General features: G+C 69.7%; 15 protein-coding genes. 5 read left to right on the top strand and 10 right to left on the bottom strand.

Annotation, left to right across the window (positions count from 1 at the left end; genetic code table 11):
* Nucleotide 1 precedes the first annotated feature (1 nt).
* The 10 genes from QSG27_RS13195 to ccmA all read right to left on the bottom strand — a co-directional run bounded on the left by QSG27_RS13195 (nucleotide 2) and on the right by ccmA (nucleotide 8,762).
* A complete protein-coding gene (locus QSG27_RS13195) occupies nucleotides 2–943 on the bottom strand; it encodes a DMT family transporter (RefSeq protein WP_306706840.1) in 942 nt (313 codons plus the stop codon).
* Nucleotides 944–1,064: 121 nt separating this feature from the next.
* Nucleotides 1,065–2,489, bottom strand: coding sequence for a c-type cytochrome biogenesis protein CcmI (gene ccmI, locus QSG27_RS13190; RefSeq protein WP_306706838.1), 1,425 nt, complete (start codon nucleotides 2,487–2,489; stop codon nucleotides 1,065–1,067).
* Nucleotides 2,489–2,965, bottom strand: a complete 477-nt coding sequence (locus QSG27_RS13185) for a cytochrome c-type biogenesis protein (RefSeq protein WP_306706836.1) — start codon at nucleotides 2,963–2,965, stop codon at nucleotides 2,489–2,491. The genes ccmI and QSG27_RS13185 overlap by 1 nt, the downstream gene beginning before the upstream one ends.
* On the bottom strand, nucleotides 2,962–3,498 hold the full coding sequence (locus QSG27_RS13180) for a DsbE family thiol:disulfide interchange protein (RefSeq protein WP_306706833.1): 537 nt from the start codon (nucleotides 3,496–3,498) through the stop codon (nucleotides 2,962–2,964). Before QSG27_RS13180 ends, QSG27_RS13185 begins: the two co-directional genes overlap by 4 nt.
* 30 nt (nucleotides 3,499–3,528) lie before the next feature.
* Nucleotides 3,529–5,520 (bottom strand): heme lyase CcmF/NrfE family subunit, encoded by a 1,992-nt coding sequence (locus tag QSG27_RS13175; protein ID WP_306706832.1) that lies wholly within the window; start codon nucleotides 5,518–5,520, stop codon nucleotides 3,529–3,531.
* Nucleotides 5,521–5,576: 56 nt separating this feature from the next.
* A complete protein-coding gene (ccmE, locus tag QSG27_RS13170) occupies nucleotides 5,577–6,032 on the bottom strand; it encodes a cytochrome c maturation protein CcmE (RefSeq protein ID WP_306706831.1) in 456 nt (151 codons plus the stop codon).
* Nucleotides 6,029–6,250: a heme exporter protein CcmD gene (gene ccmD / locus QSG27_RS13165; protein ID WP_306706829.1), complete on the bottom strand. Its 222-nt coding sequence runs from the start codon at nucleotides 6,248–6,250 to the stop codon at nucleotides 6,029–6,031. The genes ccmE and ccmD overlap by 4 nt, the downstream gene beginning before the upstream one ends.
* Before the next feature lie 43 nt (nucleotides 6,251–6,293).
* Nucleotides 6,294–7,013: a heme ABC transporter permease gene (locus QSG27_RS13160; RefSeq protein ID WP_306706827.1), complete on the bottom strand. Its 720-nt coding sequence runs from the start codon at nucleotides 7,011–7,013 to the stop codon at nucleotides 6,294–6,296.
* 397 nt (nucleotides 7,014–7,410) lie between these two features.
* The gene (gene ccmB / locus QSG27_RS13155; protein ID WP_306706825.1) at nucleotides 7,411–8,076 is read right to left on the bottom strand and encodes a heme exporter protein CcmB; all 666 of its coding nucleotides are present in this window, start codon (nucleotides 8,074–8,076) and stop codon (nucleotides 7,411–7,413) included.
* Entirely contained in the window at nucleotides 8,073–8,762 is a 690-nt protein-coding gene (gene ccmA, locus QSG27_RS13150; RefSeq protein WP_306706823.1) for a heme ABC exporter ATP-binding protein CcmA, read from the bottom strand. Before ccmA ends, ccmB begins: the two co-directional genes overlap by 4 nt.
* 395 nt (nucleotides 8,763–9,157) lie before the next feature.
* On the opposite strand from ccmA, the gene QSG27_RS13145 reads away from it, so the two are divergent.
* The 5 genes from QSG27_RS13145 (at nucleotide 9,158) to QSG27_RS13125 (ending at nucleotide 14,198) form a co-directional block, all read left to right on the top strand.
* Nucleotides 9,158–10,837 (top strand): putative transporter, encoded by a 1,680-nt coding sequence (locus tag QSG27_RS13145; protein WP_306706821.1) that lies wholly within the window; start codon nucleotides 9,158–9,160, stop codon nucleotides 10,835–10,837.
* A 140-nt stretch (nucleotides 10,838–10,977) separates the two neighbouring features.
* Entirely contained in the window at nucleotides 10,978–11,784 is an 807-nt protein-coding gene (locus QSG27_RS13140) for an ABC transporter ATP-binding protein (RefSeq protein WP_306706819.1), read from the top strand.
* Nucleotides 11,785–11,896: 112 nt separating this feature from the next.
* Nucleotides 11,897–12,733: a transporter substrate-binding domain-containing protein gene (locus QSG27_RS13135; RefSeq protein WP_306706817.1), complete on the top strand. Its 837-nt coding sequence runs from the start codon at nucleotides 11,897–11,899 to the stop codon at nucleotides 12,731–12,733.
* A gap of 67 nt (nucleotides 12,734–12,800) precedes the next feature.
* Entirely contained in the window at nucleotides 12,801–13,505 is a 705-nt protein-coding gene (locus tag QSG27_RS13130; protein WP_306706815.1) for an ABC transporter permease, read from the top strand.
* A gap of 3 nt (nucleotides 13,506–13,508) precedes the next feature.
* Nucleotides 13,509–14,198: an ABC transporter permease gene (locus tag QSG27_RS13125; protein WP_306706813.1), complete on the top strand. Its 690-nt coding sequence runs from the start codon at nucleotides 13,509–13,511 to the stop codon at nucleotides 14,196–14,198.
* The last annotated feature ends 211 nt before the right edge of the window (nucleotides 14,199–14,409 follow it).

Genomic DNA, 14,409 nt, shown 5'->3' with positions numbered 1-14,409 from the left:
CTCACGCCTTGGCCGCCACCGTCCGTTCGGCGCGCGACTGCGCCGCGTCGCGGTGGGCGGTGTAGAGGGCGGCGGCGGCGATCACCCCGGCGCCGACCCAGCCCCACAGATCCATCGCCTCGCCGAACAGCGGCCAGGCGAGCAGGGCGGTGAAGGGCAGGCGGGCGTAGTCGTAGGGCATCATCGCGGAGGCCGGCGCCAGCTTGAAGGCGCGGGTCAGCGCCAGTTGCGCCAGCGTCAGCACGCCCCCCAGCAGCACCAGCCAGCCGAGCGCCGTCCAGCCCGGCCATTCCCACACGAACAGGGCCGGCACCAGCGCCATCGGGGTCAGGAACAGCCCCATGTAGGCGACCACCACCATCACCCCGTCCGAGGTCGCCAGCGCCCGCACCTGGAGCACCGTGGCGGCGGCGGCGACGCAGTGCAGCAGCATGACCGGAAGCGTGGGGTCCAGGGTGGCGGCGCCGGGCCGGACCACGATCAGAACCCCGCCCAGACCGGCCAGCACGGCGGCCCAGCGGCGCGCCCGCACCGTCTCGCCCAGGAACAGCGCGGCCCCGGCGGTGACGAACAGGGGGATGGTGAAGCTGAGCGCCGTGGCGTCCGGCAGCGGCATGTGGGTGACGCTGTAGAACCAGCCCAGCATCGCCAGCAGGCTGGTGAGCGAGCGCGAGGCGTACAGCCCCGCCCGCCCGGTGCGCAGCCGCCCCAGCCCGACCGCCGCGATCCAGGGCAGCATGAACATCAGGCCGAACAGGTTGCGGAAGAAGACGATCTGGAAGGGGTGAAGCTCGCCGCTGACGTGGCGGATCATGGCGTTGCCGATGGCCATGAACAGGGCGGCGCACAGCATCCAAAAGGCCGCCTCCAGCGGCTTTCCCGCCATGCCGGGGGCGGGGCCGCTGGCCGCAGAACCATTGACGGTGAGCGCGGGGGTGGGCAATCGGTCGCGTCCCTGGCGGATCGGCCTGCGGGTGGCGCTCCGTCCCCGGCGCGCCACCCCAGCGCGGGACGCTATCCTGCCCTTCGCGCGCGCCGGGGTGCAAGGGGCATTCGGACGGGGCTCAGCCGCCGGCCTTCAGCGAATCGAGGCGCGCGCGGATCAGCGTGTATTCCGGTTCCTCCGGCTTGAACTGGGCCAGCAGGCGGGTCCACAGGTCGGTGGCCTCCGCGGTCCTGCCGACGCCGGCGGCGTTCAGGCCGAGCAGCCAGAGCGCGTCGCGGTTCTCCGGTTCGCCCTCCAGCGCCTGACGGAGCGCGGCGACGGCCTCCTCCGGCATCGGGCCGGGCTTGCTCGACCGCGGTTCCGCCGACAGCAGGGCGGAGGCGTAGGCGACCAGCACGTCGGGCCGCTTGGGCGCCCGCTCCCGCGCCTTGCGGGCGGCGTCGATGGCCTTCGCCGGCTCGCCCATCACGCCGTAGGAGCGCGACAGCCGCAGCCAACCGTCCACGTCGTCCGGGTTGGCCTCCAGCCGGGCGGCCAGCCCGTCGACCATGCCGCGGATCATCTGCTGCTGGTCTTCGCCTTCACCTTGACCCTGCCCCTGGTTCTGCCCCTGGTTCTGCCCCTGGTTCTGGGCGACCGGCGGCTGCTCCGCCGGCAGGGGCTCCGGCGTCACCGTGGCCGGGTCGAGGTTCAGCGCCCTGGCCGCCTGCTCGATCTGCGTCCGCACCACCGGCACCCAGGGGGCGTCGGCGTGGGATTCGGCCAGCAGGGACCGCCAGCGCTCCAGCGCGTCCTTGGTGTCGCCGGCCTGGAAACGGGCCAGCGCGGCGTAGAAGCGGGCGCGCGGCTCCTTCGGGTCCTTCGCCAGCACGGCGTCGAAGGTCTTGCGCGCCTCGTCCGGAACGGTGCCGCCGTTGGCCGAAATCAGGACCTCGCCATAGGCGCCCAGAAGCTCCAGATCGTCCCCGGCCAGGGCCACCGCCTTGCCCAGCGCCTCCGCGGCGTCCGGCAGGCGGCCCATCTTGGCGTAGGCCTGGCCGAGGATGGCCCAGCCCTGCGGGTCGTTCGGGGTCTCGGCAAGCTGGGCCTTCAGCTTGTCCATCGCCGCCAGCACGTTCTTCGGCGGCCCGCCGCGCTCATGGTCCAGGTTGCGGGAAGCCAGCGGCTGGGCCGGCAGCTCCGGGCGGCCCAGCTTGCCATAGACGGCCAGCGCGCCGAGCGGCAGCAGGACGGCCAGCAGCCCGGCCAGCAGAATCGCGCTGCGCGGGGCGCCGGCGGGAGCGGCGGCCTTGGCCCCGCTCTTTCCGTGGCCGGCGATGGCCAGCATGCGGCGCCCGATCTCGGCGCGGGCGGCGGCGGCCTGCGCCTCGCTGATCAGGCCGCGGCCCTGGTCGCGCTCCAGCTCGCCCAACTGGTCGCGGTAGACCTCCAGGTCGTAGTCGGCGCGGTCCTCGGCGGCTCCGCGGGGCTTCTTCAGCAGCGGCGGCACGATCAGCAGCACCACGCCCGCCGTCATCGCGGCGGCGACGATCCAGAACAGCATCAGGCTTTGTCCTTGCGGAGCAGGGCGTCCAGGCGCCGCCGCTCGTCCTCGGTCAGCGGGGCGGTGTCGCCGCCCGCAACAACGGTAGCGCCCTTGCGCCCGCGCAGGTACAGGGCGGTGACGACGCCGCCGATGGCCAGGATCACGAAGGGGCCGATCCACAGGAACAGCGTCGTCGCCTTGAAGGGCGGGCGCAGCAGCACATAGTCGCCGTAGCGGTCGGTGACGAAGCCGAGCACCTGCTCGTTGCTGTCGCCGGCGGTCAGCCGCTCGCGCACCAGCACGCGCAGGTCGCGGGCGAGCGGGGCGTTGGAGTCGTCGATCGACTGGTTCTGGCAGACGAGGCAGCGCAGATCCTTGCTGATCTCCCGCGCGCGGCCTTCCAGCGCCGGGTCCTTCAGCACCTCGTCGGGCTGGACGGCGGACGCGGCGACCGGGGTCAGGGCGAGCAGGGCGGCGAGAAGGAGGGCTCTCACGACGCGCTCCTCAGATGCTTGACCATGGGCAGGATCTGCTCGTCCACCACCTGCGGGGTCAGGGGGCCGACATGCTTGAAGCGGATGCGGCCCTGGCGGTCGAGCAGGAAGGTTTCCGGCACGCCGTAGACGCCCCAGTCGATGGACACCCGCCCGTCCAGATCCACGCCGATGCTGGCGTAGGGATCGCCGTTGCGCTTCAGCCAGGCGATGGCGTCCTCCGCCTTGTCCTTGTGGTTGATGCCGCGCACCGTCACGCCCTGCTCGCGGGCCAGCCGGGTGATGATCGGGTGTTCCGCCTTGCAGGGGATGCACCAGGAAGCGAAGACGTTCACCAGCGTGACGTCGCCCTTCAGCGTCGCGTTGGACAGCCCTTCCTTGTAGCCCGGCAGCGGCGGCAGCGAGAAGTCCGGCGCCGGCTTGTCGATCAGGGCGGAGGGGATGTCGCGGGGGTCGCGGTCGAACCCCCGCAGGAAGGCCACGCCGACACCGACGAACAGCAGCAGCGGCAACAGGTAGATCAGGCGGCGCATCGTAGGCTTGTCCTTGCTCGGCGGGCTGGCTTATTCGGCGGGCTGAAGCGTGCCCTTGGCGGCGCTCCGGCGTTCCGGGGCGCCGACGCGGAAGCGGCGGTCGGACAGGCTGACCAGCCCGCCCAGCATCATCCCCAGCGAGCCGATCCAGATCCACGGCACCAGCGGGTGGTGGTACAGCCGCACGGTCCAGGCCGTGCCGTTCTGCGTCGGGTCGCCCAGCGCCACATAGACGTCGGACAGCCATGTGGTGTGAATCGCCGCCTCGGTCGTCGTCATGCGGGTGACCGGGTAGCTGCGGCGCTGCGGCGTCAGGGTGGCGATGTGCCGGCCGTCGCGGGTGACGGTGAAGACGCCCTGCTCGGCGCTGTAGTTCGGCCCCTGCATGGTGCCGACGCGGTCGAAATGCACGGCGTAGGCGCCGACCGTGGCGTTGTCGCCCGGCTTCATCGCCTGGATGGTCTCGCTCTGCCACGCCGAAGTGCCGGTCATGCCGGCGATGGCGATGCCCATGGAGGCGTGGGCGATGGTCATGCCCCAGGCGCTGCGCGGCAGGTTGACCGCGCGGTTCCAGCTGTCCTTCACGGGGATGCGGAACAGGCGGATGCGCTCCGCGAACTCGGCCAGCGAGCCGAAGAAGGCCCAGGCGGCCAGGGCGACCCCGACCAGCGCCAGCAGCGGCCCGCCGCCGTTGGTGACGTAGGCGGCGACGGCCACGCAGGCCACGGTCGCCACCCCCGCCGACCACAGCCGGGTAAGCGCGCCCAGCAGGTCGCCGCGCTTCCAGGCCAGGAAGGGGCCGACCACCATGGCGACCACCATCGGGATGGCGACCGGGATGAAGGTGGCGTTGAAGAAGGGCGGGCCGACCGACACCTTGCCCAGGTTCAGCACGTCGAGGAACAGCGGGTAGAGCGTGCCGATGAAGACCGTCGCCGTCCCGGTGGACAGCAGCAGGTTGTTCAGCACCAGCGAGCCTTCGCGGCTGACCGGGGCGAACAGGCCGCCGGTCTTCAGGCTGGGCGCCCGCACGGAATAGAGCAGCAGCGAGCCGCCGGTGGCGATGGCCAGCAGCACCAGGATGAAGACGCCGCGCGCCGGGTCCACCGCGAAGGCGTGCACCGAGGTCAGGATGCCCGAGCGCACCAGGAAGGTGCCCATCAGCGACAGCGAGAAGGTGATGATCGCCAGCAGGATGGTCCAGGTCTTCAGCGCGTCGCGCTTCTCCACCACGATGGCGGAGTGCAGCAGCGCGGTGCCGGCCAGCCAGGGCATGAAGGAGGCGTTCTCCACCGGGTCCCAGTACCACCAGCCGCCCCAGCCCAGCTCGTAATAGGCCCACCAGGAGCCGAGCGCGATGCCGGCGGTCAGGGTGGACCAGGCGGCCAGCGTCCAGGGCCGCACCCAGCGCGCCCAGGCCGGGTCCACGCGCCCCTCGATCAGGGCGGCGACCGCGAAGGAGAAGGCGATGGAGAAGCCGACATAGCCCGCGTAGAGGAAGGGCGGGTGGAAGGCGAGGCCGGGGTCCTGGAGCAGCGGGTTCAGGTCGTTGCCGTCGAGCGGCGCCGGAACCACGCGGGTGAAGGGGTTGGAGGTGATCAGGATGAACAGCAGGAAGCCGACGCCGATCATGCCCTGGACCGCGATGACGCGGGCCTTCAGCGAGGGCGGCAGGTTGCGCCCGAAGACGCCGACCGCCGCGCCGAACGCCGTCAGCATGACGACCCACAGCATCATCGAGCCTTCGTGGTTCCCCCACACGCCCGACACCTTGTAGAGCATCGGCTTCATCGAGTGGCTGTTGGCGACCACGTTCGACACGCTGAAGTCCGACACCACATGCGCCCAGGTCAGGGCGCCGTAGGCGACCAGCACCAGCAGCATCTGGGCGAGGGCGGCGGGGCGGGCGACGCCCATCCAGGCGGCGTTGCCGGTGGCGGCGCCGACCAGGGGAACGCCGGACTGCACCAGCGCCACGAACAGCGCCAGCACCAGCGCGTAATGGCCGAGTTCGGGAATCACGGGCCCGATGCTCCCTTGAAACGGAATGATGAAGAGGGGTCAGAAAGCCGCCGACGTCACGAGCTGGGCTTCTGATCCTTCGAATTCGCCTTGAAGTGCTCGGCTTCCTTCAGCGCGTCGGCGACTTCCGGCGGCATGTAGTTCTCGTCGTGCTTGGCCAGCACCTCGCGCGCCTGGAAGACGCCATTGATCATGCGGCCTTCCGTGATCACGCCCTGCCCCTCGCGGAACAGGTCGGGAAGCTGGCCGCGGTAGGTGACGGCGACGGTGTGCACCGTGTCGGTGACGCGGAACCGCGTCGTCACCCCGTCGGGCAGCTTGCTCACGCTGCCTTCCTCGACCAGGCCGCCCAGGCGGAAGTTGCGGTCGCCGATGTCCTGGGTCTGCAACTGCGTCGGGCTGAAGAAGAAGACGATGTTGTCCTCGAACGCCGTCAGCGTCAGGGCGGTGGCCGCGCCAAGGCCCAGCAGGGCGAGGCCCAGCATGTAGAGGCGCCGTTTCTTGCGGGTCATCCTTCACCAACCTCCGCCGCGGGCGACGCCGCGGCTCCGTTGCGCTGCTGGCGCCGCCGCCGCGGCGGGCGGCTGCCTTCCAGCGCCTTCAGGGTCGTCTCGGCGCCGCGCAGCGCCTTCAGCGTGGCGGCCAGCAGGCCGACCATCACCAGCGCCGCCAGCGCGTAGGACGACCAGACATACGCGGCGTAGCCGCCCATCGCGAAAAACTCTGCCATCCTTGCCTCCGGCCCAGCCAGTGCCCCGTGCCCAGCCCGTGTCTCAGCCCTGCGCCTCGGACAGGCGCATGGTCTGGATCTTGCGCTGCACGATCTCCGCCCGCAGGCGCAGCAGGACCACCGTGACGAAATAGGTGGTGAAGCCCAGCGCCATGACCAGCAGCGGGACCAGCATGGACCCGTCGATGCTCGGTCCGCCCATGCGGATGACGCTGGCCGGCTGGTGCAGGGTGTTCCACCAGTCCACCGAGAATTTGATGATCGGCACGTTCACGATGCCGACGAGAAGCAGCACGTTGCCCGCCCGCGTCCCGCGCTGCGGGTCGTCGAAGGCGTTCACCAGCGCCATGTAGCCCAGATAGAGGAAGAACAGGATCAGCACGCTGGTCAGCCGCGCGTCCCACACCCACCACGTCCCCCACATCGGCGCGCCCCACAGCGAACCGGTGACGAGGCAGATGAAGGTGAAGCCGGCGCCGACCGGGGCGGCGGCCTTGGCGAACAGGTCGGCCAGAGGGTGCTTCCACACCAGCCCGCAGGCCGCGGCGATCGCCATGTTGACGTAGACGAACAGGCTCATCCAGGCGGCGGGGACATGGATGTACATGATCCGCACGGTGTCGCCCTGCTGATAGTCGCGCGGCGACCCGATCAGCGAGATGTAGAGCCCGACGATCAGCAGGATCACGGTCGCCCCCGCCGTCCAGGGCAGGACCACCGCCGACAGGCGCTGGAAACGGGCAGGATTTGCAAAGCGATGCATAGGACCTATGGGCCTCTGGTCGTGCTCCGGACGATATAAGCGCAGTGATGCCCCAGCGCGAGGGGTTTCGCCTTGATCTTGGTCAGGAAACATGGCGGCACACCATGGCGTTTTCAGGACGGTGCGGCGGCCTGCCGCAGTGACGGTACGACGGGTTGACGCGGTCTTTCCATGCTACGTTGGTGTGGGATGGGCAAAAAAGTCCGCGGGTCGGTGTGGACGGCGGGATTCCCGGCAGGCAACAGGGTTTACACGGATTCCACGGATTTACGCACGGATGACACGGATTTTCTGTGCGCTTGCTCAGCCCTTGCTGATCGAGCGGCCGCGCGCTGGGCACGCATGGAAAAATCCGTGAAATCCGTGAAGACCCTGTTGTACGCCGAGAATCCTGGACCTACTCCACCGCCTGACGCAGGGCGGCGGCGCTGGCCCAGGGGGCGAGCGGCAGGGCGCCGGCCAGAAGCCCGCCCAGCAGCAGCAGATGCGGGCGCGGGGTCAGGCCGTTCAGGGCGGCGTCGATGGCCCCGGCCCCGAAGATCAGCACGGGGATGTAGAGCGGCAGGATCAGCAGCGACAGCAGCACGCCGCCGCGCCGGGCGCCCAGCGTCAGCGCGGCGCCGATGCTGCCGATCAGGCTGAGGATCGGCGTGCCGACCAGCAGGGTCAGCACCAGCACGCCGAACCCCTCCGCGTCCATGTTCAGCAGCAGCGCCAGCAGCGGCGCCGCGGCGATCAGCGGAACCCCCGTCACCAGCCAGTGCGCCAGCGTCTTCGCCAGCACCACCGCCTCCATCGGCAGGGTGGACAGCGACAGCAACTCCAGCGAGCCGTCCTCGTAATCGTTCTGGAACAGCCGCTCCAGCGACAGCAGCGAGGCCAGCAGGGCGGCGACCCAGATCACCCCGGCGGCGATGCGGGCCAGGATGTTCGGCTCCGGCCCGACGCCGAAGGGGAACAGCACCACGCACAGCACGAAGAACATCACGGCGATGGTGGCGTCCGACCCCTGGCGCAGCGCCAGCCGCAGGTCGCGCCCGATCAGGCGCAGGAAGCGGGTCATGCCGCGTCCTCCTCGTCCGTAAGATCGTCGTCCTCGCCGTGGAGGACCGGGGTGAAGTCGTCCAGATGCAGGTTGCGGGCGCCGGGCATGGCGATGTCCACATGGGTGGACACGGCGACCATGCCGCCGCCGGCCCGGTGCTCCGCGATGATCTCCTCGAACAGGGCGATGGCCGCGCGGTCGAGCGCCACGGTCGGCTCGTCGAGCAGCCACAGGGCGGCGGGGGCCGCGATGATGCGGGCCAGATTCAGCCGCCGCTTCTGCCCCGCCGACAGGTAGCGCCCCGGCACGTTGGCGATGTGCGGCACGCCCAGCCGGTCCAGCGCCCTCAGCGCGCTGTCCCGCGGGTCGGCGGCACCGCCCAGCGTGGCCCAGAAGGTCAGGTTCTCCACCGCGCTCAGCACCGGCTTCACCGCGTCGAGATGGCCGACATAGTGGATGCGGCCCCGGTGGGCGTCCGGGTCGTCGGACACCGGCACGTCGTCCCAGGACAGCCGGCCGCGGATCGGCTTCAGCAGCCCGGCCATGACGCGCAGCAGGCTGGACTTGCCGCTGCCGTTGGGGCCGAGCAGGAACAGCGCCTCCCCCGGCGCGATCCGGAAGTCCAGCCCGGTGAAGACCAGCCGGTCGCCACGCAGGCAGGTCAGCGCGGAACCGGCGAAAACGGAACCGGCGGATTCGGGCATGGCGGCGGGCGGGCTCGTTGCTGTGGGCGGGGCGGGGGGAGCTATAGCACAGCCCGTCCGGGTGCCAAAAAGAAACGGCCCCTTAAAAAGAAACGGCCATCGCAAGGGGGTTCTTGCGATGGCCGCCGATCCAGCCGGGGCCTGGCTGGGGGCGCCGTGATCGGGCGCCCTGATCGTCGCTTAGGGGGGCCGGCCCGCGGGGGTTCACGGTTCCGGCCCAACATGACCATGCGTCACGGCATGCCTTGCGGCTTCGTCCTGTCTAGGGCCAGAAAGTGGCGAAATTTTGATCCGACGGATGCCCCCTTCCACTTCAGGGCATTGCCCAAGCGGAGCGGACCGGGCATTCATAGCAACCTTCGCCCATCGGGGCTCAACCGGACCGGGTGCCTTCCATGACCGTGCTGATCGAGCTGTTCAACGGCCTGCCCGACATCGCCCGCATCATGCTGATGCTCAGCGTGGTCGCGGCGGCGGGGCTGGCGCTGGGGCAGGTCAAGGTGCGCGGGGTGGGGCTGGGCATCGGCGGCGTGCTGTTCGCCGGCATTGCCGCGGGGCACGTCGCCAAGGGGCTGGGCCTGACCTTCGACCATCACGTCCTGCATTTCATGCGGGAGTTCGGGCTGATCCTGTTCGTCTACACCATCGGCGTGCAGGTCGGCCCCGGCTTCTTCGCCGCGTTGAAGAAGTCGGGCCTGACGCTGAACCTGCTGGCGGCCTCGCTGGTCGGGCTGGGGGTGCTGGTGGCGGTGGCGATCCACGAGATCGGCGGGGTGCCGCTGCCGGCGGTGCTGGGCATCTTCTCCGGCGCCGTCACCAACACCCCGTCGCTGGGCGCCGCGCAGGAGATGCTGCGCGAGGTCGGGGCCTCGGCGGCGGAGATCAACACGCCCAGCCTCGGCTACGCCGTCGCCTACCCCTTCGGCATCGTCGGCATCCTCATCACCATGGGGCTGATCCGCCTCGTCTTCCGCATCGACCCGGCGGCGGAGGCCGACGCGTTCGAGCGCAAACGGCGGGCCCAGGTGGAGACCCTGGAGACGCTGGACGTCGCCGTGCGGAACCGGACGGCCATGGGGCTGCCGCTGCGCGACATGCAATTGTTCGGCGATCATGGGGTGATGGTGTCGCGCCTGCTGCGCGAGGGGCGGCTCCAGGTGCCGCACCCCGACACCTGCCTGCAGGCCGGCGACGTGGTGCATCTGGTCGGGCCGCGCGCCAGGCTGGAGGCGGTGAAGCGGCTGCTGGGCGAGGCCGCGGAGGTGACACTGACCACCAAGGGCACCGACATGCGCTGGGACCGGCTGGTCGTCACCAACGAGCATGTCCTGGGCAAGGCCATCGGCCAGCTCAACCTCGCCGACGCCTACGACGTGGTGGTCAGCCGGGTGAACCGCGCGGGCGTGGAGCTGGTGCCCAGCCCGGCCCTGCACCTCCAGTTCGGCGACATCCTGACCGCCATCGGCAAGCCGGCGGACCTGCAGCGGGTGGCCTCCCTGATGGGCAACTCGGCGCGGCGGCTCCAGCAGGTGGAGTTCGTGCCGGTCTTCATCGGCATCCTGCTGGGCGTTCTGCTCGGCTCCATCCCCTTCTACATTCCCGGCATGCCGGCGCCGCTGAAGCTGGGGCTGGCCGGCGGGCCGCTGGTGGTGGCGATCCTGCTGGCGCGCATCGGGCACATCGGGCCGCTGGTCTGGTTCATGCCGCCCGCCGCCAACATGGCCCTGCGTGAGATCGGGATCGTGATGTTCCTGGCGGTGGTCGGGCTGATGTCCGGCGACCGCTTCGTGGAGACTCTGGTGCACGGCGACGGGCTGCTGTGGATCGGCTGCGGCGTGCTGGTGACGCTGATCCCGCTGCTGGTCGTCGGCTTCGTCGCGCGGGTCTTCGCCCGGCAGAACTACCTGACGATCTGCGGCCTCCTGTCCGGCAGCATGACGGACCCGCCCGCGCTCGCCTTCGCCAACGCGATGAGCACGTCGGAGGCGCCGGCCCTGGCCTATGCCACGGTCTACCCGCTGGTCATGTTCCTGCGCATCCTGGCGCCGCAGGTGATCGTGCTGATGCTGTGGTGAAAAACCGGCCTCGTCCTGCCGCCGCGCGGTTGCTCCGGGGCCTGCAAAATCCGCGTTGCGGGAGATGGTCCGGCGGTCTAGCCTAGCGGCACCGTCCATGGTTGGCCGGTCCAGACCGTTTCCCGCCGGCAAATCCCCGCATGCACCGACACCCGCCCACGAATCCCAACGCCCCCGAAGCCGTCCTCGTCGAGAATGTCCACAAGCGTTTCGGCCCGCTGGAGGTGCTGAAGGGCGTGTCCCTGACGGCGCGCGAAGGCGACGTCATCACGCTGATCGGCTCTTCCGGCTCCGGCAAGAGCACGCTGCTCCGCTGCATCAACATGCTGGAGATCCCGGACGAGGGGCGGATCGTCATCGGCGGCGAGTCCATCGGCCTGAAGAAGACCCGCGGCGGCCAGACCGTCCCCGCCGATTCCCGGCAGGTGGACCGCATCCGCACCCGGCTGGGCATGGTGTTCCAGAGCTTCAACCTGTGGACCCACATGACCATCCTGGAAAACGTCATCGAGGCGCCGGTCCATGTGCTGGGCGTCCCGAAGGCGGAGGCGGTGGACCGCGCGCGCAAGCTGCTGGACAAGGTGGGCATCCTGGCCAAGGCCGAATCCTACCCGGTGCAGCTCTCCGGCGGGCAGCAGCAGCGCGCCGCGATCGCCCGCGCGCTGGCCATGCAGCCCAAGGTGATGCTGTTCGACGAGCCGACCTCCGCGCTCGACCCCGAACTGGTGGGCGAGGTGCTGCTGGTCATCCGCCAGCTCGCCGAGGAGGGCAACACCATGATTCTCGTGACGCACGAGATGGGCTTCGCCCGCGAGGTCGCGTCGGAGGTGGTGTTCCTTCACCAGGGCCGGATCGAGGAACAGGGACCGCCCGACCGGGTTCTGGTCAATCCGGAATCGGAGCGCGTGCGACAGTTCCTGTCGCGCCATCTGTCGAACGGCGGCTGATCGCCCGCCGACCGTTCAATTCCCTTGACTGGCGCTGTAAAACCGTAAACCTCAAAGCCTGCCCGAGCATAAGAGCCATCCATAAGGGCATCAGAACAGAGGAGGTTTTCCCGTGAAGAAGATCGTTGCGGCGCTGGCGCTCGGCGCCATCGTGGCGGTTGCCGGCACCGCCGCCGAGGCCAAGGAATGGAAGAAAATCCGCATCGCCACCGAGGGCGCCTACGCCCCCTGGAACGCGACGGACCCGTCGGGCAAGCTGGTCGGCTTCGAGCCGGACCTCGCCCTGGAACTCTGCAAGAGGATCAAGGCCGAGTGCGAGATCGTCGCCCAGGATTGGGACGGCATGATCCCGGCGATCCAGCAGGGCAAGTACGACGCCATCATGGCGGCGATGTCGATCACCGAGGAGCGTGAGAAGGTCATCACCTTCGCCGGCCCCTACGGCACCGAGCCGTCGATGTTCGGCACCCTGAAGTCCTCGCCGCTGGCCAAGGCGACCTTCCCCGGCGAGCGTTACGACCTGTCCAAGGACGACCCGAAGGCCGCCATCGCCGCCCTGGCCGACGCGCTGAAGGGCAAGACGGTGGGCGTGCAGACCTCCACCATCCAGGCGAACTTCATGGAGAAGCTTCTGCCGCAGGTGTCGGTCCGCACCTACGACAAGCTGGACAACGCCGGCATCGACATGGCCGCGGGCCGCGTGGACGCCATCTTCGGCGACCGTTCGGCGGTGGGCGCCATCCTGGAGGCGGACGCCGGCAAGAACATGACCCTGTTCGGCCCGGCCTTCTCGCGCGGCGTGCTGGGCAAGGGCGTGGGCGTCGGCCTGCGCAAGGCCGACGGCGACCTGAAGGAGCTGTTCAACAAGGCCATCGCCGAGGCCAACCAGGACGGCACCATCGCGAAGCTGAGCACCCAGCACTTCGGCTACGACATCTCCATCAAGTAAAGGCCACCACTGAAAGGGATGCCCCCTCTCCTCCGCCCGGGGGAGAGGGGAACCCGGTTCGGAGCCCATGTTCGAACTTCTCTCCTTCGGCCCGAACGGGTGGGGCGGCCAGCTTCTCGGCGGCGCGGCGATGACGGTCGCCGTGTCGGTGTCGGCCTTCGCCCTCGGCCTCGTCTTCGGTTCGCTCGGCGCGTCGGCGAAGCTCAGCCGCAGCTTCGCCCTCAACGGCGTGGCGGAGGTCTACACCACCGTCGTCCGCGGCGTTCCGGAACTGCTGGTCATTTATCTGCTGTTCTTCGGCGGCGGCGGCATGGTCATGGCCGTGGGCCGGGTCTTCGGCTACGACGGCTACATCGAGCTGAACGCCTTCTCCATCGGCGTGCTGGCGGTCGGCCTGATTTCCGGCGCCTATTCGACCGAGGTGATCCGCGGTGCGGTCCAGGCCGTGCCCCACGGCCAGATCGAGGCGGCGCGCGCCTGCGGCATGTCGCGCTGGCTGATCCTGCGCCGCATCCTGGTGCCGCAGACCCTGCGCTACGCGCTGCCGGGGCTGGGCAACGTGTGGCAGCTCACCTTGAAGGACACGGCGCTGATCTCCGTGACGGCGCTGGCCGAGATCATGCGCGTGTCGCATGTGGCGGCGGGGTCCACCCGCCAGCCGTTCCTGTTCTACACCACCGCGGCGGTGCTGTACCTCCTGCTCACCACCGTCTCCACGGCGGCGTTCGAGCGGGCGGAGCGCTACGCGAACCGTGGCGTGCGGAGGGCCTGACCGGTGAACTGGGAACTGATGTGGGACAGCGTGCCCACCCTGCTGCGCGGCGTCCCGGTGACCCTGCAACTGGTCGGGCTGGCCTTGCTGTTCGGGGCGGCGGTCGCCTTTGGCGTGGCGCTTCTGCGGCTCTACGGCAACCGCGTGACCGAGCGGCTGATGGCGGCCTATGTGTTCGTGTTCCGCGGCACGCCGCTGCTGGTGCAGATCTTCCTGATCTATTACGGCATGGGCCAGTTCGAGGCGGTGCGCAGCAGCTTTCTCTGGGTCTATCTGCGCGAGCCTTTCTGGTGCGCGATTCTGGCGCTGACGCTGAACACCGGCGCCTACACCAGCGAGATCCTGCGCGGCGCCATCCTGTCGGTGCCGCAGGGACAGGTCGAGGCGGCGCGGGCCTGCGGCATGTCGCGCTCGCTGCTGTTCCGGCGAATCGTGATGCCGGTGGCGATCCGCCAGATGCTGCCGGCCTACGGCAACGAGATGATCCTGATGGTGAAGGCCAGCTCGCTCGCCAGCACCATCACGCTGCTGGAGATCACCGGCATCGCCCGCAAGCTCATCGCGCAGACCTTCGCGGTGTTCGAGATCTTCATCGTGGCGGGCAGCATCTACCTGCTGCTGAACTTCCTCGCCTCGCGGCTGATCCGCTACGCGGAGTGGCGGATGACGCCGTACCTGCGGGCGCGGGGGTAGGCGCCTTTATCCCCTCCCCTGCGTCAGCGGGGGAGGGTCGGGGAGGGGGCAATGCTCTCTCACGCCCAAACCCCGGGCATGAAAAAAGCGGCCCGAGGCCGCTTTGTCATCCATCCCCTGCTGCGAGGGGTGATTGGTGGAGCCGAGGAGGGACACGTTGTAGCTCCGTCTGGTCGGGACGGCGATATTGTCCGTCACTGGCTTCGGGCGG

It is taken from the genome of Azospirillum isscasi, from assembly GCF_030849505.1.
In the GTDB taxonomy this organism is placed as follows: Bacteria; Pseudomonadota; Alphaproteobacteria; order Azospirillales; family Azospirillaceae; genus Azospirillum; species Azospirillum isscasi.
The sequence above is the reverse complement of the archived record's forward strand: the minus strand, read 5'-3'. Positions and strand labels throughout refer to the sequence as shown.